Origin of the sequence: Undibacterium sp. JH2W (assembly GCF_049340425.1) — a bacterium.
Lineage (GTDB): Bacteria > Pseudomonadota > Gammaproteobacteria > Burkholderiales > Burkholderiaceae_D > Undibacterium.
Genome location: NZ_JBMPOT010000003.1, coordinates 20,101 through 42,692, shown reverse-complemented (window position 1 = coordinate 42,692; position 22,592 = coordinate 20,101). Strand labels below are relative to the sequence as shown.

Sequence of the window (22,592 nt, the reverse complement as noted above, 5' to 3'; positions counted from 1 at the left end):
ATGAGCAAACCTTTAGTATTCAAGCCTATCAATCTGGCACGCTGGATTATCTGGGGCAGCTTTGTGATCTTGCTGGTTCTTGCGCCTTTGATCTTCAGCTCTGGCGGCTCATTGTCTCTGCTCTCACAAATGGGCACAGTCATGATCTTTGGCCTCTCCTTCAATATGTTGTTGGGGCAGGGGGGCATGCTGTCGTTTGGGCATGCCGTTTATTCCGGTCTGGGGGCTTTCTTTGCCATTCATGCCATGAATATGGTGGCGGCTGGCAGCTTGCATTTTCCTATCACGCTGATTCCTTTGATAGGCGGTATCGCCGGTATGTGTTTTGGTGTGTTGTTTGGCTATGTCACGACCAAAAAATCAGGCACCACTTTTTCCATGATCACTTTGGGCATGGTGGAGCTGGTTTTTGCCTGTTCCCTGATGTTTCCCAGCTTTTTTGGCGGTGAGGGAGGTATTTCTACCAATCGCGTCATAGGCCAGCCTTTTCTGGGTATCACTTATGGTCCACAAATTCAGGTGTATTACCTGATTGCCTTTTGGCTATTCATCAGCACCATAGGCATGTATGCATTCACGCAAACACCTTTGGGCCGTATCGTCAATGCTGTCAGGGATAACCCCGAGCGTGTTGAGTTCATAGGCTACGATACGCAATGGGTGCGCTACATGACGTTAATCCTGTCGGCCTTCTTCGCAGGTATTGCCGGTGGTTTGTCAGCCATTAATTTTGAGATCGTGACGGCGGAAAATGTCAGTGCAGTGCGATCAGGAGCGGTATTGCTGTTCACCTTTATTGGTGGTGTGGGCTTTTTCTTCGGGCCCATGATAGGAGCGATTTTTGGAGTGTTTCTAACCGTGATGCTGTCTGATTTAACCAAAGCCTGGCAATTATACCTGGGGGTCTTTTTTATCCTGATCGTCATGTACGCTCCTGGCGGTGTTGCCAGCATACTTATGATGAATTTGCGGGTAGCAAAATTCGGCCTGTTCAAGCGGGTATGGCCCAGTATGTGGAAACTGGTGCTGGCCGCTGCAGTGACCGCAGCCGGCGTCATATTGGCGATAGAAATGCTGTATCAGCGCACACTGGAGGCTACTCAAAGTGCGGTCATAGAAATGTTTGGCATTTCCATAGACACTGCCAGTGGCGTTTGGTGGACAATGACGATGCTTGTCATTGCCCTTGGTATTTTTGCCTGCATCAGGCTGAAAGGTGGTTTCTCTCAGCATTGGGGTGAAGTCAATGCTGAAATTGAAGAGCAAATGCGGAGGGTGCAAGTATGACAGGCTTTTCGCTGGAATTAAAAGAAGTACGCAAATCCTTTGGCAGCGCAGAAATCATCCGGGGGGCAAGCCTGCAGGTGCCCAAGGGCGAACGCTTCGCTATCATTGGCCCCAATGGTGCTGGCAAGTCCACCTTGTTCAACCTGATTTCTGGCCGCTTCCCTATCAGTTCAGGAGATATTCTGCTCAATGGCGACAGCATTACCAGTCTGAAACCATATGAAATCAATCGCCGTGGGCTCTCACGTAGTTTCCAGATCACGAATATATTCCATCGTCTGTCAGTGTATGAAAACCTGCGCTGTGCCGTATTGTGGTCGCTAGGGTATAAATATTCTTTTTGGCACAGGCTGAATGGCTTGAAGGATGCACATGAAAGAGCCGAGGCTGTGCTGGAGCAAATTGGCCTCAAGCGCAGACGCAACGTGACTGCTGGTTTGTTGACCTATGCAGAGCAAAGGGCGCTGGAAATTGGCATCACGATTGCTGGTGGTGCTGATGTGATACTGTTGGATGAACCCACTGCCGGCATGAGTCGTTCTGAGTCAGATGCGGCAGTTGAATTGATACGCAAAGTCACGGTCGGTAAATCCCTGCTGATGGTAGAGCATGACATGAGCGTGGTCTTTGGGCTGGCTGATAAAATTGCCGTGGTCGTCTATGGCGAGGTCATCGCCTGCGATACTCCAGCCAATATTCGTAATAATCAAAAAGTCAAAGACGCCTATCTGGGTGGTCATGCGCCGGTGGAGGTTGAATGAGTTTGCTCACGATTAAAAATCTGAATGCTTACTATGGCAAGAGTCATGTCTTGCATGGTGTGGACATGCAAGTCCATCCTGGTGAAATTGTCAGCTTGCTGGGGCGCAATGGTGTCGGTCGTTCCACGACGGTCAAGGCGACCATGGGGCAGGTTGATGCCACAGGTTCCATTTTGTTCAAAGGTGAAGAAATCATCGGTCTGAAAGCTTTCCAGATTGCCCATAGGGGATTGGGTTACGTACCTGAAAATCGCGACATTTTCCCTAGCCTGACTGTAGAGCAAAATTTGATGCTGGGTGAAAAATCTGGTCGCTCCAAAGACAGCAAGCCGCGCTGGAGCATGGAAGATATGTACCAGATGTTTCCACGCCTGCGTGAACGCAGGAATACCCAGGCAGGTGTGATGTCGGGCGGCGAGCAGCAAATGCTGACCTTATGCCGCACCTTGATGGGGGACCCTGATCTGATCATGATAGATGAACCGACAGAGGGTCTGGCGCCAAAGATTGTGGAGTTGGTGGCCGAGTATTTGAAGGAACTGAAAAACCGAGGTATATCGGTCTTGCTGGTGGAGCAAAAACTCGCCATTGCCCTGGAAATCTCACAGCGCGTGTATGTCATGGGGCACGGCAGCATCGTTTTTGAAGGCACGCCAGCCGATCTGCGGGCCAATGAAAACATCCGTAAAGAATGGCTGGAGGTATAGTAAGAACGATATTTTTAAAATGATGATCAGGCCTGCTTACTTGGGGTCTGGCCATTGTCATTTTTGACTTCATCAAAATTATGATATTCAACCCGATTGCGCCCATTTTCCTTGGCACGATAGAGTGCCTTGTCAGCCACTACCAATAATGCTTCAATATCCTGTACGGCACGGATGACGAAAGTGCAGCCTATGCTCACGGTCACAGAGATTTGCTGTCCATCACCTATATCTATGGATTTATTGGCGAGACTAACGCGTATGCGTTGGGCTATCCTGTCCGCTTCCTCATGAGCACAGCTAGGCAATATGGCGGCAAACTCTTCACCACCTATGCGACCCAGCATATCAACGTCCCGCAAACTTGAGCTGGCGATGCGTGCAAAAGCTACCAGTACCTGGTCGCCGCCAGCATGCCCGTAGTTATCATTGACGCCCTTGAATTTGTCTATATCCAGCATCAATACTGCTACCGGTTTTTCTTGCTGCGCAAGCTCGCCTAACAGATTCAGGGCGCGTTCATAAAAAGCGCGTCGGTTCAATAAACCAGTGAGTGCATCATGCTCTGCAATGTACTCAAGATGGCGCAAAAGTTCTTCACGAGCTGCCATGACACTGGCTACGGTCAATGGTGCCAGCGCCAGCATGCTGACCCCTGTGCGTATGGACAGCAACATCGACCGTGAATTCATGTTGACGATAGAGATAGGCAGATAGCCCAGGGACATGGAAATTAATACCCAGCCGCTATACAGCAAGGTCATTATGCTGGTCGTGAAGATGCCATAACTTAAGGCACACCAAAGTAGCGCCGGAATAGGGAAGGCCAGTGCGCCCGGGCCGCCAAGCATGATACCCAAGGCAAAAGATGCAAACAGCGTACCAACTGGCAATAGTTTGTGGATTTTCAGGCGATAGATATCCTTCGATCGACGTCGATTGATCCTGAATTTTGAAACATTGGGCAAACTCAATATGACAGGCAAAATGGCAAGCAAATTCACCAATTCAGTCACTGACCAAAATGTCCATGCCTTGAGATGACTGTCATTCGATAGGACTGAGTCAGCGATCGTGTTCACTATGCCAGCGGTAGCAGCACAAGTAACGGCGATCAGAGCGAGATATAACACAGACAGTGGATGCTTCAAACGGCGATGTCCTGCGTCCAACCATGAAAACAGCATACATCCCACGATGACACAAGCCAGATTGCCAGCACTGAGTAATAAACTGCTTGGCCAGCTTTCACCACTCAATACCTCAGATGCGATATAAGCTGCTACTGCACCCAGCCACCCACAGGGCTTGTTCAGAAAGGGAAAGCGTACGAACATGCCAAGCAAAAGAGCATTGGCTGGCCATAGGCCTGCCAGATGGCCCATGGAGCGACTGAATATGCCTAGCAGGCATGCCAAAAGTACGACGACGCAAGTGATGGCGGCGATCTTTATTTCATCTATCCACGCAGGTCTGGTATCCAGCATGAGTTCACAGGCTCCTGGTCACTGCCAATCTGACATAAGGAAGGATTTCTCCTGATTTTGGCATATAGTGACAAAGATGTTTAATTTATTGATACTTCACAAACCAGAAGGCTTGCTTACCCCGATGTTTATACCAGCAAAAAGCAAAATAAAAACCCAAATAAAAATAATACGCTCGTACTATTTTGCGGTATAGTAAGCAAAAAATAAGCTTATTCCCAATTTTTTAAGCACTGAACTGGCAAATCCAAGCAGTATTTCACCTATAGGAAGAGACATGAGCGCCGAATACCAAGTGAATGGCAATATTGCCGTAATTACTCTGAACAATCCGCCTGTCAATGGACTAGGCCATGCTACCCGTACAGCAGCGGTGAATGGCATGAAGCAGGCATTGAATGATGATGCTGTCAAAGCCATTGTCATTACAGGTGCTGGTAAGGCATTTTCCGGCGGTGCGGATATCAAGGAATTCAATTCTCCCAAAGCATCTGCCGAGCCTAGCTTGCACACCCTTATCAATGTAGTCGAAGGATCGGATAAGCCGGTCGTCGCGGCTATTCATACTGTTTGCATGGGCGGTGGCCTGGAGTTGGCGCTGGGTTGTAACTACCGCATAGCGTCCAAGGGAGCGCAAATTGCCTTGCCTGAAGTTAAATTGGGCATCTTGCCTGGAGCTGGTGGCACACAGCGCCTGCCGCGCGTGCTGGGCCTGGAAATGGCATTGAACATGATAGTCTCTGGTACGCCTGTGCCCTCTGAGAAACTGGCCAAGACAGCGATCTTCAATGAAGTTGTGGAAGGCGATGTACTGGAAGCGGCGCTCGCATTTGCCGCTAAAGTTGCTGATGTGCGACCTTTACCCAAGGTGCGTGATATCAAGATTGATTATCCAAATTATGAAGCTTACCTGCAATTCTCACGCAATACAGTGCGCGCAATGGCTGGCCCTTTCCCTGCACCTTTGAAATGTGTGGAAGCAGTGGCTGCCGCTATCACCAAGAAATTTGATGATGGCATCAAATTTGAGCGTGAATTATTTGTTGACCTGGTACAAACCACAGAATCCAAGGCCTTGCGTCATGCCTTCTTTGGTGAGCGTGCTGCGAGCAAATTGCCGGATGTACCGGAAGATACACCAACTCGTCCCATCAAATCAGTTGCCGTTATCGGAGCTGGCACCATGGGTGGTGGCATTGCCATGAACTTTGCCAACGCTGGCATCCCTGTGAAAATTCTGGAAATGAAGCAGGAAGCCTTGGACAAAGGTCTGGCGACTATCCGCAAGAATTATGAAAACACGCTTAAAAAAGGCAAGCTGACTCAAGAGAAATTTGACCAGCGTGTGGGCCTGATCACAGGTACTTTGTCGTATGACGAGATTGCTCAGGCAGATATCGTCATTGAAGCGGTGTTTGAAGACATGGGTGTCAAGGAACAAGTTTTCAAAAAACTGGATGAAGTGATGAAGCAGGGCGCTATTCTGGCGTCGAATACCTCAACACTGGACGTCGACAAGATTGCTGACTTCACCAAACGCCCTGAAGATGTTATCGGTACCCATTTCTTCAGTCCAGCAAATGTCATGAAATTGCTGGAAATCGTACGCGGCAAAAAAACTGCCAAAGATGTGCTGGCAACGGTGTTGGGCCTGTCCAAGAAAATCAAGAAAACTGGCGTGGTATCCGGCGTTTGCGATGGCTTCATCGGCAATCGCATGATAGAACAATACAGCCGTCAGGCAGGTTTCTTGCTGGAAGAGGGATGTACGCCTGAACAGGTGGATAAAGCCGTAGAAAAAATGGGCTTTGCCATGGGGCCATTCCGTATGGGCGATCTGGCTGGCAATGATATCGGCTGGTATATCCGCAAACGCCGTTATGTAGAAAAACCACAGATCACTTATTCCAAAACGGCAGATTCGCTGTGCGAGCTGGGGCGTTTCGGGCAAAAAACCGGCGCAGGCTGGTATGACTATAAACCGGGCGACCGCAAAGCTTATCCTTCAAGCATCGTGAATGACATGATCGTCCAGCACTCCGCTGACCTGGGTATTACGCGTCGCAAAATTTCTGATCAGGAAATTGTCGAGCGCCTGATATTTGCTCTTGTCAATGAGGCGGCCTACATCTTGGAAGAGGGCATAGCGACACGTGCTTCTGATATCGATATGGTGTATCTGACTGGCTATGGCTTCCCATTGCATACTGGTGGACCTATGTTCTACGCCGATACCGTGGGCTTGCCTAATGTGGTCATGGCCATGGAGAAATATGCCAAAGGCCGTCATGGCGATGCCTGGAAACCGGCACCTTTGCTGGCAAAACTGGCTGCAGAAGGAAAAACTTTCAATTAAGTAAATTACTTGAAATTAAAAATGGCTTGTCTGGGGGTAATCTTCAGATAAGCCATTTTCTATTGGTGAAGAAGTAATCTCGCCAATGCTTGACTTACTATTACTGCCAAGTGATACAACACAATGACTGCTTATTCCCAATTTCATGTCAAACAAGCCCGGTACGGCTTATACCAGTTCGCGTCGAGTATGAAGAGCTCGATGGAAGTGATCTTGCTTGCTGCCGGGCAAGCGATACTTATGGCAGTGGCATTGTTGTCTTGGCCTCTGTGGCTCAACGCGATATGGATGGCCGAACACTGGCCTTTGCAAAACGTGCTTGGGGTATTGCTTGCTTATTCGGCGATATTGACGCTGCCGATCTTTTTATTGCGTAAGCGTCTATTACCCAAGGATGTGTTGCTGTGGAGTCGTACGCTACCTGTCAAGCCGACCGAGCGCTGGCTGGCGCATGTTGCGGTAGTTCGGCTCTTCATTTTCCCACTTGCTATTGCCTATGCGCTTTCTACCCTTGCATGCTGGTTTGAAATGCCGGCCAGCCATCAGGTTGCGGTTAGCGGTGTAGCAATGATGCTCATTTCACTAGCACTAATTCTGCTGTTTGGCACGCTGGTGCTGCATTTACGCCAACAATGCCTGGAATGGAGGTTGATGCGCGCCACGTTGCGCAAACCTCATGTGATATCGATGTTGTCCTACCAACAGCAAAGCCAAGGTCCAGGCTTGTTGCACCAATGGTATAAGCTGTTTTGGTTGCCGTTCTGGCGCCTGGAAAATGGGATCGGTATCAAGCAATGCATGCTGTTCATCTCCGCTGCAACAATGTTCTGGCTTTGGCTGCAACCAGGCCCGCCGTTTGTGCGCTTTCTGTTTTGCATCAGCGCCAGCAGCTTGACCTTGATCCTAACCGACCAAGGCAGTAAAGCGGTCCAAGAGCAAATGCAGCGTTTGCGTCCGCACCTGCGCGCACTACCATTTGCATTGTTGCCGCTCGAGGTATTGAGCAAGTTCATGTGTATCATTCCTGCCAATGTGGTGCTGGCGTTGTTTGCCATACTACTCTCCGGCAAGGGCGACAGTTTTCATGCTGGGGTGGCTCACTGGTATATTGGCGCGCAATTAATAGCGCAAGTGATCATTGTGAGCTTGAGCCATTTATCATCAGCAGTGCGCGCCCGCATCATTATCTTGTTTATGGTAATTCTGACGGCAATCGGGAGTGAATTGTGGAATTGAGCGTACGAAATTTGTGTTTTGCCTATCCGAACCGCAGTCTTTTTTGGGCGTATTCATTCACTGTGGGCGCGGGTATCACATGGCTGCGCGGCAGAAATGGTGCAGGGAAAACCACCTTATTAAAAGTACTGGCCGGATCACTGCATGCCCCTAAAGGTGACATTTTCCTTGATGACTGCAATCTTCGTCAGCAAGGCTTTGCTTGGCGCTTGCAATGTTTTTGGTGTAGTAGTGAAACCCCGGACTTCGCTTGGCTGACCGTGCAGGAATTTCTTGACTTACATATGAGTCTGTATCCAGCAGCGCGCGCAGCAGACCTGAACATCAATTTGGCCGCATTTGGTTTGCTGCCAATGTTAAAGCAAACTATCGACACACTCTCGCTAGGCCAGCACAAGAAAATGTATTTATCCCTGGCACTAGCTTTACCCGTGAAGCTGCTTTTAATTGATGAGCCGTTTAATGCGCTTGATGTCGAAGCCGTAGATTACCTGCGCCAGCAATTAAGCGACCCGGCACGGCAGGCTCGTCAATGCATTTTGGTGACTAGCCATGTGGCACCCGATGTGCCTTTGGTTGGTGAGATGATTGTCGGCGATTGAATGGTACACGGCGCCAGAAAGAAGAGTGTCACAAACACCATCATGCATCCATTTTAAATTTCAATTTTTGCTACTTACAAAAGATTAATTATTAAATATACAGTTGTAAGTCATTGATTTTCAGTGTGCTATACAGTGCTTAATAGTGGTTGGTGTATAATCGGAAGATTGTGCCTAACGCTTTGATTTAATTAAATAAAGATTTAAACTTACATGCTTTCTACCGCTAATATCACCATGCAGTTCGGCCCCAAGCCGCTGTTTGAAAATATCTCAGTCAAATTTGGCGAAGGTAACCGTTATGGCCTGATCGGTGCCAATGGCTGTGGCAAATCCACATTCATGAAGATTCTTGGCGGTGACCTTGAGCAATCCTCAGGCACAGTCATGCTGGATCAAAATGAGCGCCTGGGTAAATTGCGCCAAGATCAATTTGCTTTTGAAGACATGCGCGTGCTGGACGTGGTCATGATGGGCCATATAGAAATGTGGGCAGCAATGTCGGAACGGGATGCGATTTACGCCAATCCTGAAGCGACTGACGATGACTACATGAAAGCGGCAGACCTCGAAGCCAAGTTTGCTGAATACGATGGCTACACTGCTGAAGCGCGTGCCGGTGAATTATTGCTGGGCGTAGGCATACCAACTGATCAACACCAGGGCGTCATGAGCGCGGTTGCACCAGGATGGAAATTGCGCGTCTTGCTGGCACAGGCCTTGTTCTCCAATCCAGACATTCTGCTGCTTGATGAGCCGACGAATAACCTGGACATCAACACCATTCGCTGGCTGGAAGATATTCTGAACGAACGCAATTCCACCATGATCATCATTTCCCATGATCGCCATTTCCTGAATCAGGTATGTACGCACATGGCAGATATGGATTACGGCACGCTGAAAGTGTATCCAGGCAATTACGATGACTACATGCTGGCATCGTCACAGGCACGTGCGCAGCAAATGGCGAACAATGCCAAGGCCAAGGAAAAAGTCGCTGAGTTGCAAGACTTTGTACGCCGCTTCTCTGCCAATAAATCCAAGGCGCGCCAGGCAACTTCACGTGCCAAGCAGATTGATAAAATCAAGATTGAAGATTTCAAACCATCCAGCCGTCAAAATCCTTTCGTGCGTTTCGACGGCGAAAAGAAATTGCATCGTCTGGCTGTAGAGGTGCAATCCTTGAGCAAAGCTTATGACAAGCCATTGTTCAAAAATGTCGATCTGATGGTGGAGGCAGGTGAAAGAATCGCGATTATCGGTGCCAACGGCATCGGTAAAACCACGCTGTTGCGTTGCATAGGCGGTGATGACATCACTGGAATGCACGCTGATTATGGCATTGTCAAATGGGCAGAAAATGCCAATGTCGGTTATATGCCGCAAGATCCTACCGAAGAATTTGCATCGGATAAAAACCTGACTGACTGGATAGGCCAGTGGACACAAGAGGGTGATGATGATCAGGCAGTACGCTCGATTCTTGGCCGTTTGCTGTTCGGTGGTGATGACGTTAAAAAATCAGTCAAGGTGCTGTCCGGTGGTGAAAAAGGTCGCATGATGTATGGCAAGTTGATGTTGGGTCGCCATAATGTCTTGTTGATGGATGAGCCAACCAATCACATGGACATGGAATCTATCGAGTCGCTGAATATCGCACTGGAAAAATATGCAGGCACCCTGATTTTCGTGTCGCATGACCGTGAATTTGTGTCCTCTTTGGCGACGCGTGTATTGGAAATCAAGGAAAACAAAATTATCGATTTCCAGGGCACTTATGAAGAATACCTGAGTAGCCAAGGTATCGAGTAAAAGAGGGTAGGTGTAAAGAAAAAGCCAGGTTGATACCTGGCTTTTTTGTTCTTGTATGACAAATAGGCTTTTAAGTAATTAATTATTTAAGTCTTGCCTAGTAATAAATCCAGCCTGTCACTCAAGCTGCGTGCCATTTCTGGCCCCTTTGCTTTTTGGACTGCTTCCACATACGTCTGTCTCAGTGCCCGAAAATCGTCAATATTTGCGGCACGCTCTACCTTGAGTTGCAAGCCATAGCCGCGCAAGCCTATGGCGCTCTTGATGGTTTCATTGTAAAAGCTGTATAGCGCCTGAAAACGCTCAGCATCCGTCATCGATAGTTCTGCGGATACTGATGATGGCTCATCTGCCTCAGCCTCTGCTACGGTGACCGAGGCATCTGCCAGCAAATCAGCTTGTACAGACGTTTCAGCAATGAATTCTTGCGCCAGCAGTTCTTGCAAATTTTCTTCCGTTAAACCCAGTGCAGATACTTTTTTCATGATCTCGGCAGCGGTTTGCTTGCCGTCTATCATGACCAATAAAGTGCGCAATCTGGACGCCAGTTGATATTTCCTGGTGGTGATTTCTTCCCGGCCTTTTTCTGTCTTGTCGTAGATACTTGCAGTCATGTCCAGCTACAGCCTTTGTTTGTCTCAATATGTCAGAAATTGTTTCTGCTTTTTTGAGGATACATCAATTCAGGCGGGCTGCCAATGAAAGCCAGAGATAAGCATTACTTATCTCTGAGGGGATGTTTTACGAATCAGCTTGATAGGTTTTGCTTCAAGCGAGTTTGTGCAGCTATCCTCGGATGAAGACGAGCAATTACTGCAACCAGAGCCACATCCTGCCGTTTGCTTGACCAGTTTGCTAAATAAGGGCTCCATGGCAGGGAATCGACTCAGGCTATATATCCTGATCTTTTCTTTAGCTCCAGCTGGCATCCATTTCAGCACAAGATAGACAAAAGCCAAGGTCAGTAATAGAGTTGCAACCAGGTTTTGCATGGTTTATTTCCCCAGGAAAAACGTAGAAATATGGTAAGTCAGGAAGGATGCAGCATAAGCCAGCGCAAATAAATAAGCTGCCATCAACACCGGATAGCGCAGGGTATTGGTTTCACGCCTGACCACACTTAAAGTAGCCACGCATTGCGGCGCAAATACATACCATGCCAGCAAGGACAGGGCGGTAGGTATACTCCATGAGTGAGCAATCAAGGGTTCCAGCGAACGACTCAGTTCTTCACCAGATTGCGAGAGCGCATATACCGTACCCAAGGCTGCTACCGCAACTTCGCGTGCAGCCAGGCCAGGCACCAGGGCAATACAGATTTGCCAGTTGAAACCGATAGGCGCGAATACTACTTCGAGCATGCGGCCCAGATATCCGGCAATACTGTAATAGATCGCAGGTTGAGTTGCATTTTCCGGTGCGCCAGGGAAACTGCTGAGAAACCAAAGTAAAATCATCAGAGCCAGGATAATGGTCCCCACACGGGTGACGAAAATCTTAATCCTTTCCCATAAGCCCAGTAGCAGATTACGTATATTGGGCAAGCGATAATCGGGCAGTTCCAGCATTAAAGCCTGCTGGTGAACCTGACTCCCCCATTTTGTCTTAAAGAAATAGGCGACCAGCATGGCAGATACTATGCCTGCCAGATAAAGCAGGAACAAGACCAGTCCTTGCAGGTTCAATACACCCAGCACAGTTTGCTCAGGGATGAAGGCGGCGATGATTAATGCATACACCGGCAAGCGTGCTGAGCAAGTCATCAGAGGCGCAATCATGATCGTTACCAAACGGTCACGGGGATTTTGTATGGTACGGGTGGCCATGATGCCAGGGATGGCGCATGCAAAGCTTGAAAGCAGGGGAATAAAGGCGCGGCCTGATAAACCGACTTTGCCCATGACCCTGTCGAGCAAGAAAGCGGCGCGTGGCAGATAACCTGAATCTTCCATCACCAGGATGAAAAAAAAGAGGATCACAATCTGCGGCAAAAATACCAGTACACTGCCGGCGCCACCTATGATGCCTTTCACCAGCAAGCCTTGCAATATACCTGGTGCCAGTGCAGCTTCAACGGCAGCGCCTGCACTGTCTATCGATGACTTGATCAAGTCCATGGGTACTTGAGCCCAGGCAAATACTGCCTGGAATACCAGGAACATTAAGGTGGCAAAAATAATGGGGCCGATAAAGGGATGCAAGATCCAGCTATCCATGCGAAAACTCAAATTGGCAGCACGTTCGCTGACAGCATCGGCACTTTGCGTAACACAGGCAGCCAGTACGGCATTGGCTTGCTGTTGTAAACTTTCAGGGCTTTGTTCAGACAGAGCGTGTGGCGTCATATTGCCATTGGGTTGCAGTGTTTGTGCCAATGACTCAAGCTCACTCAGCAAGGCGTCTACGCCTGCAGGGTCGACGGCAACAGTTTCGACCACGGGAATATTCAGAGTACTTCTCAGTGCAGCAATGTCGACATGGATATGGCGTTTTTTAGCAATATCCATCATGTTGATGGCGAGGATGAGGGGCTGTCCAAGCGCAAGCAATTCAAATACCACACGCAAGCCACGCTTTAAATTGGTGGCATCGACGACGCAAACAATTGCATCAGGCATAGCTTCATCTGCACGTCGGCCAGTGACAACATCCTGAGTGATTTTTTCGTCGGGAGTGATGGCATGCAGGCTGTATGTGCCCGGTAAGTCCAGTACTTGCCAGTGACGCCCCGCAGTAGAGCGGAATTTACCCTCTTTCCGTTCTATGGTGACACCAGCATAATTTGCCACTTTTTGCCTTGCACCTGTCAATCGATTGAAAAGTGCAGTTTTTCCGCAATTAGGGTTACCGACAAGAGCAATGCGCGGAGAAAACAATTCGTTCACTATGTTCCTACTTTTTCTGTATGAGTAACACCGATTAAAGCAGCTTCGAAATTTCGCAAGGCAAAGGTAGATTGACCAATCCTGACAGCCAGGGGCTCTCCACCAAAATAACCTTTATGCAGTACCTTGACTGATTCACCTTTGACAAAACCTAATTCTTTCAGGCGACGGGTAATATTGAACAGGCTCTCGTTTTTTGCATCACCCTGATCTTCAACATCGACAACCACGCCAGAATCCCCCACGCGCATTTGATTCAATGTCGTGGCAATTGCTTGCTTTATTGGCAGGCTGCTCATGGCGTCGTTCCTTTGGTCTATATGCAACTCTAAATGATAATGAGAATATATATCAATACCAATTATGTTTCAATCGCTATGGGCATTTGTAACGTTCTGGATTGACTTACTTCAAGACAAAAAGGGCTTATTTTTCTTTATGTGACAATCTTCTGTTTTTGATAATAAAAAGCCGGTGACGCAGAATGGAAATAAGACTTGCAAAAAAAAGGGTTGCGTCATATGGTTGTATAGTGCAACTATATGACAGACGACCATGAATACCAACAATCCTCAATTCTGTATTCAAGCTATTCGAGATGCCTCGCGTAAATTAGTGCGTGAACTGGGTTTTATGAAACCGACGCTGGCTGGCACTCATCTTTCAGCTTCTGCTGTACATGCCTTAATCGAAATCGGAGAAAATGGCATCAGTAGTGCTACTGAACTCTGCGATGTCCTCTGTCTTGAAAAATCCAGTATCAGCCGCATGCTGCGCAAGTTGATAGACAATGGAGAATTAATCGAAACTGGCACCGAAAAAGATGGCCGTGAAAAACAGCTTGCCCTGAGCGCCAAAGGCCATCAAGCCCTGATAGCTATCAACCAGTTCGCATATGCGCAAGTCAGTAATGCGCTAAGCAATATGTCAGCATCGGCGCAAAGTAAAGTTCAGCATGGGCTAAGTGTTTATGCAGAGGCGTTGGCGGCTAGTCGCAAAGAGGTGCGCCCAACTGTATTTCCTATGGGGCATGAGGTGAATATAGTGTGTGGTTATCAGCCAGGCGTGTTGGGGCGCACAGTGGAAATGCACGCCAATTACTATGCAGATTTTGCAGGATTTGGACATTTTTTTGAGGCTAAAGTGGCTGGTGGCATGGCTGAGTTTGCCGGACGCCTGGATAAACCGTGCAATCAACTATGGTTTGCTGTGTGCGAGGCTAAAGTCGTCGCCGTTATCGCTATAGATGGCGAGGACTTGGGTAACAATATCGCGCATCTGCGCTGGTTTATCGTCGATGATGAGTTGCGTGGTAGCGGTTTAGGCAGACGCTTGCTCACCAAAGCCATTTCTTTTTGCGTGCAACAGCAATTCAGTGAAATACAATTGTGGACCTTCAGAGGCTTGGATGCAGCACGACGCCTGTATGAAGCCGCCGGATTTGTATTGCTCGAAGAGCGACCTGGTCGACAATGGGGTGAAGAAGTCATGGAGCAACGCTTTTCCCGCCCTGTACTTGATTGTCTGCTTTAACTGACGGCTGCTACCAACGCAATATCTGGATGAACCCAGCCGGGCAACGCGCGGATCGACGATAACCAGCGTTGAATATTCGGAAATACTGCTTCATCGATTCCTGCCTGTGGCATCCAAAACAAATAAGCTGAGCAACTGAGGTCGGCAACAGTGACTCCTGAGGGCAGCAAAAATTCGCTTTCGGCAAATACACGATCCAGTGTCAACAAATCAGTCATCGTGCGATCACGCAAATAAGTTATTACTTCTGGTGCTTGGGGTGCCCAGCGCAAAGCATAGCGCAAGTTAGGTATGCTAAAACCTATGCGATTGCTTTCCCAGCTTAGCCATTCGAGTATGGATTGCCACTCATATTCATCGTATCCACAATACAGTTTGGTTTTTTGTGCCAGGTAGATCAGTATTGCATTCGATTGGCACATTGCCCGCTCGCCATCCACAAGCACGGGTACTTCACCAAATTTGCTGACGGAGACAAAATTGTCTGGCCGCGCAGATCTGGCCAGCGCAAGGTCTACTCCATGGTATTCATGGGGTATGCCAGCAAGTAGTAGAAATGAGCGCGGCTTGAATGAGTGCCCAGAATCTATGCTTCCAAATAATTTCATGTGACATGTCCCCATAGAATGATCAGGTGGAATGCAGAGCATATCTGTGAAAATCCATGATCCAGTTAGTTTCCCAATGGATGCCGCCATCGGTGGAAAATGCCTGCTCCCAGCGCGGTTGATCTATTGCCGGCATGCTCCATAAAAAGCGTACACGTATTGTTTGCCCGGCAAAGATGTCGTCTGCATAAAACTCACCAATACCGTTGCTGAATTGTCCTTGCATGGGCACATCCAGATGGGATGGGTAGCGGCCATCCAGCCACCATATAGACCAGGTTTTTTTGTCTGCATCAAATGCACGTAGAGTCGCTGCCCGATAGGCTCCGTCTGGCATTTCCAGCAAATTGTCATCAACGTTAGCTGCTCCACCGAGTAACTTGATGACACTGGTATTACCCTTAAATTCCTGCCATTCATGGCAGCCTGCAAGCCGCTCTTTGAGGCGGCGGTGCTTCACTGCCCAATTTCCAATAAAAAAATCAAAGTCTTTGATGCTACTGGTGCTTGTTATTGTGCTCATATTTTCTCCTTTTGAGATCTGCTTCAGGTGAAGCGATAGATGTCAGCATAAAGAATATATAGGGCATAATTTGTCCTATTAAATAAATAAACTTGCGCGATGTCTAAAGCCTATCATCCAACCATCCGTGTGCTGACTCTACTGGAGTTATTGCAAAATCATCGGCAGCTTAGTGGGGCTGAGTTGGCACAGATGCTGGAAATTGATCGCCGCAGCCTGCGTCGATACATCCTTACCCTTGAGGAAATGGGCATACCCATCATGACGATGCGCGGACGTTACGGTGGCTATGCCATCATGCCGGGTTTTAAATTGCCGCCCATGATGTTTAATGAGGAGGAGGGCTTCGCCATATCTCTTGCGTTGTCTGTCGCGCGCAAAATGAAGTTACTTGATGTGCCAGTTGCAATAGAAAGTGCGCAAGCAAAATTGCAAAGGATTTTGCCTGAGCAGCTCAGACAAAGACTGGTCGCCACTAATGCCTCAATAGAGCTGAATCTGAGACCTGCCATGGTACCGGCTAACAAGGAAATACTGGCCAGGCTCAGTGATGCCATCGCGCAAAAGCGCCGCGTGCGTCTGTATTACCAAGGAGGAGACGGCAGCAAGAGCGAGCGCATGGTGAATGGCTATGGCGTTGCATATCATGCCACTTTCTGGTATGTCGTGGGCTACTGTCATTTACGGCGTGACATGCGCAGTTTTCGGCTTGATCGTATTCTCAAGCTTGAAGTGCTGGCGCAGTATTTTGATTTGCCGGGTGACTTCAATATTCTCGACCACCTGCGCAGTGCTGTAGCAAGCATCCCGCGTACTTATAGTGTCGAAGTCATGTTGAACACGGAGATGCAGACGGCACGTCGCTATTTGTCAGATGCCATTGCCGTTCTGGAGCAAACCCCGGAGGGGGTAGTACTCTATAACCAATCCGATGATCTAGCTTGGTTTGCGCGACAACTGGCGTCTCTGCCTTTTGATTTCGTCATTCGCAAGCCTGCACAATTGCAATTGGAGTTAAGGGAGTTGGCTCAAGGTTTGTTAGATAGACTAAATTAACTCAATGCCCCGGGTTAGGGGGTATTTCGATCATGAAAAATAAGTCATAAAAACTATACCCTATTTAATTTCTTCTTTAAATGAAGAAATTAATCTTTTAAAGACTTGTTTATTGGAAAAAATTATGTCAATATGAATTTGTAAATACTAAAAAGTTTCAATATCAACAAAAATATGATTATTCAAGCCATACATCAATCGTCAGTTAAGCCAAGCTTAGGCCTCGCGGCGCGGGCGAAACTGCTATTGAGCAATTGGCTGGAAACAAAAGAAACTAATGGTAGTGCAATACCAAGTGCTGTGCCGTCGGGAAGGTCTGAACCAGTCACTGGTTTTTATGCACAGGGCAGCGGCTGGGAGCTGGCATTTCACAGGACTATCATGATGGATATTCGGGGGAGCAATCCTTGAATTCAGTGGCCGCAGACATGTTTCTGCCTTCTGAATTGAGAGCTAAAAAGCCCGGATGCCTATAAAGAGCCGGGCTTTTTGCCTTTTTGGTTTTCAGATTAACTGCTCTGAAAACCCAGTAGTAGAACCCGCCTTGGGGCGGTCGTGCCGGAAAGCGCCGGATAACACGGGATTCTTTAACAATTTGGGACGACGTATTGACGATCCTTTCAAGCCATCATGATGGTGGGCCTGGAGGAGGGTGCCAGTAGCGGGCTACGCATTTGTCCGCAGCATCTTAAAAGTGGTTTGAATGAAAGCCTCTTTTAACATGCTGAAATATGGAGAATATCCAGATATGGCTTCTGCATGCGTTTTGTAATTCCATAAAAATAAGAAAAATAGAAGATATGTTTATGATTTATTGGTCCATCCTGGTAGATGGACAAGAGCGAAGCTGCTCAAAAGAGTTTGATTGTGAAAATATGGCTGCTGCCTTGCAGTTCTCTGAATCCTTGCGTGCAGAGCAGCGTCAAGGTATGGTTATTCGCCATATCACCATGTCATGTGAAAATCCGAATTTAGTAGGCCGCGCAGGCGTTGCCGATCCGGGGCCAGAATATTCCTGGAAAAAACGCCGTTAGATCTTGCTGAAAAATGTTTAGAAAATGAATTTTGATCATCATGCCTTACAGCATCGACTTTTCCTGCCTACAATGAAGTCATGACTAGTGATGTGTATTGAGTTTTTGTCAGCCGTCTTCCCAAATTGAAAAACATCCCAATAGAAACAGGTGATGTATGCAACAAATATTGGTTTTGGATATAGCTGGAGTACCCTATGACTGGATAAGTCAGAATGATGCTGCGACCCATTACGCTGCAAACAAAGTGGCGTGGGACATAGGCGATCAAGTCTTCACGCTGCGTGGCGGTTATAACAAGGATGGCGAGCAATCAAAAATCGCCATCAAGCCCATTATCTCCATCAGGAATAGTGAGCGCATGTCAAAAAACAGCCGTCACCAGATTCCATTAGGGGATGGAAACAGACTGCTGTATGCACGAGACAGGCATATCTGTGCCTACTGCGGAGAAGTTTTTCCTTATCTGGATTTATCCCGTGATCATATTCTGGCGACCTCACGTGGCGGGAAAGATATCTGGGAGAACTGTGTGACTGCCTGCAAGGACTGCAATCACGCAAAAGGTAATAAGTTGGTACACGATTTCAAGCCTTTGATTTATGTCCCTTATGCTCCTTGCCGTTTCGAGCATTTCATACTGAGTGGCAGGAATGTGATAGCGGATCAACTTGAGTACTTGTCTGCAAAATTGCCCAGGCATAGTCGCTTGTTGTAAGTAAAGATGACATGAATCTCATTCAATAGCAGAGGTTCATGTTCATTCCCAAAAGAAGTGCGACCTTTAGAGCCTTGTCCAATCGAATGGAAGCCAAACATGTATTTACAATATATGTTTAAGGGTTTATGATGTGTGCATGCAATCCCTATGAAGTTCTCAGCCTGTTTTTAGCCTTCGTGTTTTTGATGTGGCTTAAAACATGTATTTAATATATATCTAAAACTATTATGTTAGACATTACGACTAGAAATTTAGTAAAAGCGACAGTTCCGGTATTAAAAGAGCATGGTGTCACGTTGACCCGTCATTTTTATGCACGCATGTTTGCTCACAACCCCGAACTAAAACCCATTTTCAATCAAGGCAACCAGCAATCCGGTAGCCAGCAACAAGCCCTGGCAATGGCCGTGTTGGCTTATGCAGAACACATAGACAATCCCATGGTCTTGTTGCCTGTACTGACGCTGGTGGCAAATAAGCATGTGAGTCTTGGTATCAGGCCAGAGCACTACCCTATAGTCGGCACGCATTTACTGGCTTCGATCAAAGAGGTATTGGGAGATGCTGCCAGTAATGAATTATTGCAGGCTTGGGCGGCTGCTTATGGACAGTTGGCCGACGTATTAATTGCGCAAGAGACAGCCATCTATGCAAAAGCAGCGATGCTGCCTGGTGGTTGGACAGGTTGGCGCAGTTTTGTAGTGGCTGAGAAAATAGCGGAAAGCGAGGAGATCAGCTCTTTTTATCTCAAACCAGCCGATGGTGGCGCAGTACCTGACTATCAGCCGGGACAGTACATCTCTGTCAAAGTATTTGTGCCAGAACTGGGTATCATGCAACCTCGACAATACAGCCTCTCATGTTCGCCAGGTCAAGAGTATTTACGTATCTCAGTCAAACGTGAAGCAGAGATGCCAGGAAAACCTGCTGGACTGGTTTCCAATGTATTGCATAGGGATGTGAACCAAGGTGCCATGGTGGATGTCGCGCCCCCCATGGGTGATTATGTATTGCATGAAGAACGCGATACACCAGTTGTGTTAATCAGTGCTGGTGTCGGTGTGACGCCCAAACTGGCTATGCTGGAACATTTACTTAAGCAAAATACTTCTCGTCAGATCCGTTTTTTGCATGCATGCCGTCATGGTGGGGTGCATGCTTTCAAACAGCAAGTGCGCGAGTGGAGTCAGCAATTTGCACAAGTCAAATCACTGATTTACTACGAAGTACCTCGCGCAAAAGATCAAGTCACCATCGATTACGATCAACAGGGGCGATTGAATCTGCAAGATTTGCCTTCAGACTTCATACTGGCTGATGCTGATTATTATGTTTGTGGCCCGCGCGCATTCATGCAAGCGCAAATTGATAGTTTGCAGGATCTGGGGGTCGCATCTGAGCGCATACATAAAGAGGCTTTTGGTAGTGGTGGATTTGCTCATTAATTAATTTCAGGCCATAGGCTTTCATGGAACAAAAAAGTTTATGGCCTTGTTTTTCAGTGGTTCTGTATTACTATGCGCAAGCGATAAGGACATATCAGAAAAAATTTATGCAATTGACCCACTTTACCGACCTTGGCATGCGCGTGCTCATGTATTTGAGTCACAAAGATAGGCAAGATCCCGTCACTATCAGTGAGATTGCTGACAAATTTTCCGTCTCTCGTAATCATTTGGTCAAGGTCGTGCACTTCCTGGCTCAAAGGAACTGGATTATCACAACCAGAGGGAAGGGGGGCGGTATGGCGTTGGCCCAGGATGCAAAAAAATATCGCTTGGGTAGCATCATTCGCGAACTCGAGGGCGTAACTGCACTCATTGATTGTGCTTCGCCACCTTGTGCATTGCGCGGCAATTGCCAGCTCAAGACCGTGCTTGATGAGGCTCTATATGCATTTTATGCAACACTGGATAAATACACGCTGCAAGATGCGATCGGCGGAAGTACGTATGAAGCTATTGTCATGTTGCATCGCACAGGTTTTGTAGACCAGTCTGCGCTCAAACATCCGTCTTGATTCACCATGTTCGCATGGTAACTAGCAAGCTCCAACAAGTCTGCCAGAATATTTCATGTTCTTTTACAAAGTCATGTGTCTATAGGCATTATTGCATTGCTTATTTTTTATCATCGTTTTCAAAAAATGCTAATATGCTTATAAGAAGAGTTATCTAAACGGACTTGTCCGGTAATCTAGCTTTTGCGTCAGTTAATGTGTTCGGCTTGCTAGCTAAGATAAATCTGTCAGGCAAGTGATAGATATTGAACGTTCAGACTATGCCAGGAGTTCGAATGACATCATCCCAAATGCAAGCACGCATTTTAATAGTTGACGATGAGACCGCACACTTACAAGCCTTGTGTGATTTGTTGCGTGACCACAACTATGCAACGACGGGCTTTGCAAACGGGATCGAGGCACTTGATTACTTACGCAGCAATACATTTGACCTGCTGTTGACAGATTTGATGATGCCTGGCCTGGATGGCATTGCGATGGTCGAATCGGCCCGAAAGATTGATTCTGATCTGGCATGCATTGTCATGACCGGCGAAGGTAGTATTACATCAGCAGTCAAGGCAATGAAGGTTGGTGCACTTGATTACATCATCAAACCATTCAAAATTTCATCCATTTTGCCGGTGCTGGTGCGTGCCATGGATACGCGCCAGTTGCGTATGGCCAATGCCAAACTGGAAAGGCAATTACGCGAACATACGATAGAACTGGTGGCACTCAATAAAGACCTGGAGCAAGCCAGGACACAGGCAGAAATCGCCAATCGGGCGAAATCGACTTTTCTTTCCAATATGAGTCATGAGCTACGCACGCCTTTGAATGCCATATTGGGTTTTGCACAGATACTCGCCTCTGAAACGCTGCAGACAAGCCTGGATGAAAAAAAAGAATTTGCCAAGCACATAGAAGAAGCAGGGAGTCATTTACTGACACTGATCAATGAGATACTGGACTTGGCAAAAGTTGAGTCTGGTGCGATGAAATTATCGGTTGAGGCCATCGCTCTTGACGATATATTCAGTGAATGTCGGACAATGATAGAGCCGCTCGCTAAAAAGCGCAGGATCAGCGTTGATTTTGAAGAAGATACGCAATTTTTTGTAGCGGCCGACCGCATTCGTTTGAAACAGGTCCTGATCAATCTTTTATCCAATGCCATTAAATACAACCGTGAAAGCGGCATGGTCAAGGTCACGGCTCATGCCAGCGAAGATGGCCTTATTTGCGTGCAGGTTATAGATAGCGGTGTAGGTCTGAGCGTAGTTCAACTGGAAACCATTTTTCAGCCATTCAATCGCCTTGGGCGGGAAGTTTTCAATGAAGAAGGAACTGGCATTGGTTTATCACTGGTCAAACATTTGGTTGAGGCCATGCAAGGCAGTATAGGCATACATAGCCAGGTCGGTGTGGGCAGCACATTTTGGGTTAAATTTCCAGGCGCGATCACCAGTTCTTTGACTCAGGCGGCGGGGACTAAGGAGCAGCTCCATGAGAGCATCACAAACGGCAGGACATCGGTCAAAAAGTCCCTGCTTTATGTTGAAGACAATCCGACTAATTTGCGCTTGGTTGCTGAGTTAATTCGTTTGCGTTCAGACTTGGTATTGTTGACTGCTACAGATGGCTTATTGGGCATAGAACAAGCGCGGCTGTATTTACCTGACATTATTTTGATGGATATTAACTTGCCAGGTATTGATGGCATAGAAACTCGTCGCTTCCTGCATGACGACCCTAAAACTGCCCATATTCCAGTAATTGCGGTTACGGCGAATGCGATGCCAGCTGATCTGGAAAAAGGAAATAGCGCCGGTTTTTTCGCTTATGTCACCAAGCCTATAGATATAGAAAAATTTAGTGAAGTGATAGACCTTGCTCTGGAGTTTGCTGCGAAAAAAAGACGGGCTTAAAACATCAATATTCCAATCCCTGTCTATGCTTAGGAATGCTTTTGG

General features: G+C 47.5%; 21 protein-coding genes. 14 read left to right on the top strand and 7 right to left on the bottom strand.

The window, feature by feature from the left end; genetic code table 11:
* From ACO0LC_RS04720 to ACO0LC_RS04710, 3 genes are read left to right on the top strand one after another with little or no spacing between them, the layout of a single operon-like run.
* Positions 1-1,287: a branched-chain amino acid ABC transporter permease gene (locus ACO0LC_RS04720; RefSeq protein ID WP_423001125.1), complete on the top strand. Its 1,287-nt coding sequence runs from the start codon at positions 1-3 to the stop codon at positions 1,285-1,287.
* Complete coding sequence (locus ACO0LC_RS04715; protein WP_423001123.1) at positions 1,284-2,048, top strand: ABC transporter ATP-binding protein; 765 nt, start codon at positions 1,284-1,286, stop codon at positions 2,046-2,048. The genes ACO0LC_RS04720 and ACO0LC_RS04715 overlap by 4 nt, the downstream gene beginning before the upstream one ends.
* The gene (locus ACO0LC_RS04710) at positions 2,045-2,755 is read left to right on the top strand and encodes an ABC transporter ATP-binding protein (protein WP_423001121.1); all 711 of its coding nucleotides are present in this window, start codon (positions 2,045-2,047) and stop codon (positions 2,753-2,755) included. The genes ACO0LC_RS04715 and ACO0LC_RS04710 overlap by 4 nt, the downstream gene beginning before the upstream one ends.
* Before the next feature lie 26 nt (positions 2,756-2,781).
* Here the strand turns inward: ACO0LC_RS04710 and ACO0LC_RS04705 are convergent, their stop codons facing one another.
* Complete coding sequence (locus tag ACO0LC_RS04705; protein WP_423001119.1) at positions 2,782-4,242, bottom strand: diguanylate cyclase; 1,461 nt, start codon at positions 4,240-4,242, stop codon at positions 2,782-2,784.
* A 277-nt stretch (positions 4,243-4,519) separates the two neighbouring features.
* Between ACO0LC_RS04705 and ACO0LC_RS04700 the strand changes: the two genes are divergently transcribed.
* The 4 genes from ACO0LC_RS04700 (at position 4,520) to ACO0LC_RS04685 (ending at position 10,251) form a co-directional block, all read left to right on the top strand.
* A complete protein-coding gene (locus ACO0LC_RS04700) occupies positions 4,520-6,598 on the top strand; it encodes a 3-hydroxyacyl-CoA dehydrogenase NAD-binding domain-containing protein (RefSeq protein ID WP_423001117.1) in 2,079 nt (692 codons plus the stop codon).
* A 201-nt stretch (positions 6,599-6,799) separates the two neighbouring features.
* Positions 6,800-7,834, top strand: a complete 1,035-nt coding sequence (locus tag ACO0LC_RS04695; RefSeq protein ID WP_423001115.1) for a hypothetical protein — start codon at positions 6,800-6,802, stop codon at positions 7,832-7,834.
* Positions 7,825-8,436 (top strand): ABC transporter ATP-binding protein, encoded by a 612-nt coding sequence (locus tag ACO0LC_RS04690; protein WP_423001113.1) that lies wholly within the window; start codon positions 7,825-7,827, stop codon positions 8,434-8,436. The genes ACO0LC_RS04695 and ACO0LC_RS04690 overlap by 10 nt, the downstream gene beginning before the upstream one ends.
* Before the next feature lie 213 nt (positions 8,437-8,649).
* Complete coding sequence (locus ACO0LC_RS04685; protein WP_423001111.1) at positions 8,650-10,251, top strand: ABC-F family ATPase; 1,602 nt, start codon at positions 8,650-8,652, stop codon at positions 10,249-10,251.
* Positions 10,252-10,337: 86 nt separating this feature from the next.
* On the opposite strand, the gene ACO0LC_RS04680 is transcribed toward ACO0LC_RS04685, so the two are convergent.
* From ACO0LC_RS04680 to ACO0LC_RS04665, 4 genes are all read right to left on the bottom strand, one after another.
* Positions 10,338-10,865: a hypothetical protein gene (locus tag ACO0LC_RS04680; RefSeq protein WP_423001109.1), complete on the bottom strand. Its 528-nt coding sequence runs from the start codon at positions 10,863-10,865 to the stop codon at positions 10,338-10,340.
* 108 nt (positions 10,866-10,973) lie between these two features.
* Entirely contained in the window at positions 10,974-11,243 is a 270-nt protein-coding gene (locus ACO0LC_RS04675) for a hypothetical protein (protein WP_423001108.1), read from the bottom strand.
* Between the two features lie 3 nt (positions 11,244-11,246).
* Complete coding sequence (feoB, locus tag ACO0LC_RS04670) at positions 11,247-13,136, bottom strand: ferrous iron transporter B (RefSeq protein WP_423001106.1); 1,890 nt, start codon at positions 13,134-13,136, stop codon at positions 11,247-11,249.
* Positions 13,136-13,435 (bottom strand): FeoA family protein, encoded by a 300-nt coding sequence (locus ACO0LC_RS04665; protein WP_423001104.1) that lies wholly within the window; start codon positions 13,433-13,435, stop codon positions 13,136-13,138. Before ACO0LC_RS04665 ends, feoB begins: the two co-directional genes overlap by 1 nt.
* 256 nt (positions 13,436-13,691) lie before the next feature.
* Here ACO0LC_RS04665 and ACO0LC_RS04660 point away from each other — a divergent pair, with 256 nt between their 5' ends.
* Complete coding sequence (locus ACO0LC_RS04660) at positions 13,692-14,669, top strand: bifunctional helix-turn-helix transcriptional regulator/GNAT family N-acetyltransferase (protein WP_423001102.1); 978 nt, start codon at positions 13,692-13,694, stop codon at positions 14,667-14,669.
* On the opposite strand, the gene ACO0LC_RS04655 is transcribed toward ACO0LC_RS04660, so the two are convergent.
* Positions 14,666-15,280 carry a glutathione S-transferase family protein gene (locus ACO0LC_RS04655; protein WP_423001100.1) on the bottom strand — a complete coding sequence of 205 codons (615 nt, stop codon included), beginning with the start codon at positions 15,278-15,280 and terminating at the stop codon, positions 14,666-14,668. The genes ACO0LC_RS04660 and ACO0LC_RS04655 overlap by 4 nt on opposite strands.
* 22 nt (positions 15,281-15,302) lie before the next feature.
* A complete protein-coding gene (locus ACO0LC_RS04650) occupies positions 15,303-15,803 on the bottom strand; it encodes a DUF1579 domain-containing protein (protein WP_423001098.1) in 501 nt (166 codons plus the stop codon).
* Positions 15,804-15,902: 99 nt separating this feature from the next.
* Here ACO0LC_RS04650 and ACO0LC_RS04645 point away from each other — a divergent pair, with 99 nt between their 5' ends.
* The 6 genes from ACO0LC_RS04645 to ACO0LC_RS04620 all read left to right on the top strand — a co-directional run bounded on the left by ACO0LC_RS04645 (position 15,903) and on the right by ACO0LC_RS04620 (position 22,547).
* Positions 15,903-16,859, top strand: coding sequence for a helix-turn-helix transcriptional regulator (locus ACO0LC_RS04645; protein ID WP_423001096.1), 957 nt, complete (start codon positions 15,903-15,905; stop codon positions 16,857-16,859).
* Between the two features lie 731 nt (positions 16,860-17,590).
* Positions 17,591-17,893, top strand: a complete 303-nt coding sequence (locus ACO0LC_RS04640; protein WP_423001094.1) for a hypothetical protein — start codon at positions 17,591-17,593, stop codon at positions 17,891-17,893.
* Positions 17,894-18,050: 157 nt separating this feature from the next.
* Positions 18,051-18,611 (top strand): HNH endonuclease, encoded by a 561-nt coding sequence (locus ACO0LC_RS04635; protein ID WP_423001092.1) that lies wholly within the window; start codon positions 18,051-18,053, stop codon positions 18,609-18,611.
* A gap of 230 nt (positions 18,612-18,841) precedes the next feature.
* The gene (gene hmpA, locus ACO0LC_RS04630; RefSeq protein WP_423001090.1) at positions 18,842-20,059 is read left to right on the top strand and encodes an NO-inducible flavohemoprotein; all 1,218 of its coding nucleotides are present in this window, start codon (positions 18,842-18,844) and stop codon (positions 20,057-20,059) included.
* Between the two features lie 107 nt (positions 20,060-20,166).
* A complete protein-coding gene (locus ACO0LC_RS04625) occupies positions 20,167-20,634 on the top strand; it encodes an RrF2 family transcriptional regulator (protein WP_423001785.1) in 468 nt (155 codons plus the stop codon).
* Between the two features lie 275 nt (positions 20,635-20,909).
* Positions 20,910-22,547: a response regulator gene (locus tag ACO0LC_RS04620; RefSeq protein ID WP_423001088.1), complete on the top strand. Its 1,638-nt coding sequence runs from the start codon at positions 20,910-20,912 to the stop codon at positions 22,545-22,547.
* Positions 22,548-22,592 lie beyond the last annotated feature (45 nt).

Coding starts and splice junctions, on each gene's coding strand:
- ACO0LC_RS04685 (WP_423001111.1), top strand. CDS start 8,650: ATGCTTTCTACCGCTAATATCACCATGCAGTTCGGCCCCAAGCCGCTG.
- ACO0LC_RS04700 (WP_423001117.1), top strand. CDS start 4,520: ATGAGCGCCGAATACCAAGTGAATGGCAATATTGCCGTAATTACTCTG.
- ACO0LC_RS04650 (WP_423001098.1), bottom strand. CDS start 15,803: ATGAGCACAATAACAAGCACCAGTAGCATCAAAGACTTTGATTTTTTT.
- ACO0LC_RS04655 (WP_423001100.1), bottom strand. CDS start 15,280: ATGAAATTATTTGGAAGCATAGATTCTGGGCACTCATTCAAGCCGCGC.
- ACO0LC_RS04620 (WP_423001088.1), top strand. CDS start 20,910: ATGACATCATCCCAAATGCAAGCACGCATTTTAATAGTTGACGATGAG.
- ACO0LC_RS04675 (WP_423001108.1), bottom strand. CDS start 11,243: ATGCAAAACCTGGTTGCAACTCTATTACTGACCTTGGCTTTTGTCTAT.
- ACO0LC_RS04635 (WP_423001092.1), top strand. CDS start 18,051: ATGCAACAAATATTGGTTTTGGATATAGCTGGAGTACCCTATGACTGG.
- ACO0LC_RS04680 (WP_423001109.1), bottom strand. CDS start 10,865: ATGACTGCAAGTATCTACGACAAGACAGAAAAAGGCCGGGAAGAAATC.
- ACO0LC_RS04665 (WP_423001104.1), bottom strand. CDS start 13,435: ATGAGCAGCCTGCCAATAAAGCAAGCAATTGCCACGACATTGAATCAA.
- ACO0LC_RS04705 (WP_423001119.1), bottom strand. CDS start 4,242: ATGCTGGATACCAGACCTGCGTGGATAGATGAAATAAAGATCGCCGCC.
- ACO0LC_RS04720 (WP_423001125.1), top strand. CDS start 1: ATGAGCAAACCTTTAGTATTCAAGCCTATCAATCTGGCACGCTGGATT.
- ACO0LC_RS04645 (WP_423001096.1), top strand. CDS start 15,903: ATGTCTAAAGCCTATCATCCAACCATCCGTGTGCTGACTCTACTGGAG.
- ACO0LC_RS04710 (WP_423001121.1), top strand. CDS start 2,045: ATGAGTTTGCTCACGATTAAAAATCTGAATGCTTACTATGGCAAGAGT.
- ACO0LC_RS04625 (WP_423001785.1), top strand. CDS start 20,167: ATGCAATTGACCCACTTTACCGACCTTGGCATGCGCGTGCTCATGTAT.
- ACO0LC_RS04715 (WP_423001123.1), top strand. CDS start 1,284: ATGACAGGCTTTTCGCTGGAATTAAAAGAAGTACGCAAATCCTTTGGC.
- ACO0LC_RS04695 (WP_423001115.1), top strand. CDS start 6,800: ATGGAAGTGATCTTGCTTGCTGCCGGGCAAGCGATACTTATGGCAGTG.
- ACO0LC_RS04640 (WP_423001094.1), top strand. CDS start 17,591: ATGGAGAATATCCAGATATGGCTTCTGCATGCGTTTTGTAATTCCATA.
- ACO0LC_RS04660 (WP_423001102.1), top strand. CDS start 13,692: ATGAATACCAACAATCCTCAATTCTGTATTCAAGCTATTCGAGATGCC.
- hmpA (WP_423001090.1), top strand. CDS start 18,842: ATGTTAGACATTACGACTAGAAATTTAGTAAAAGCGACAGTTCCGGTA.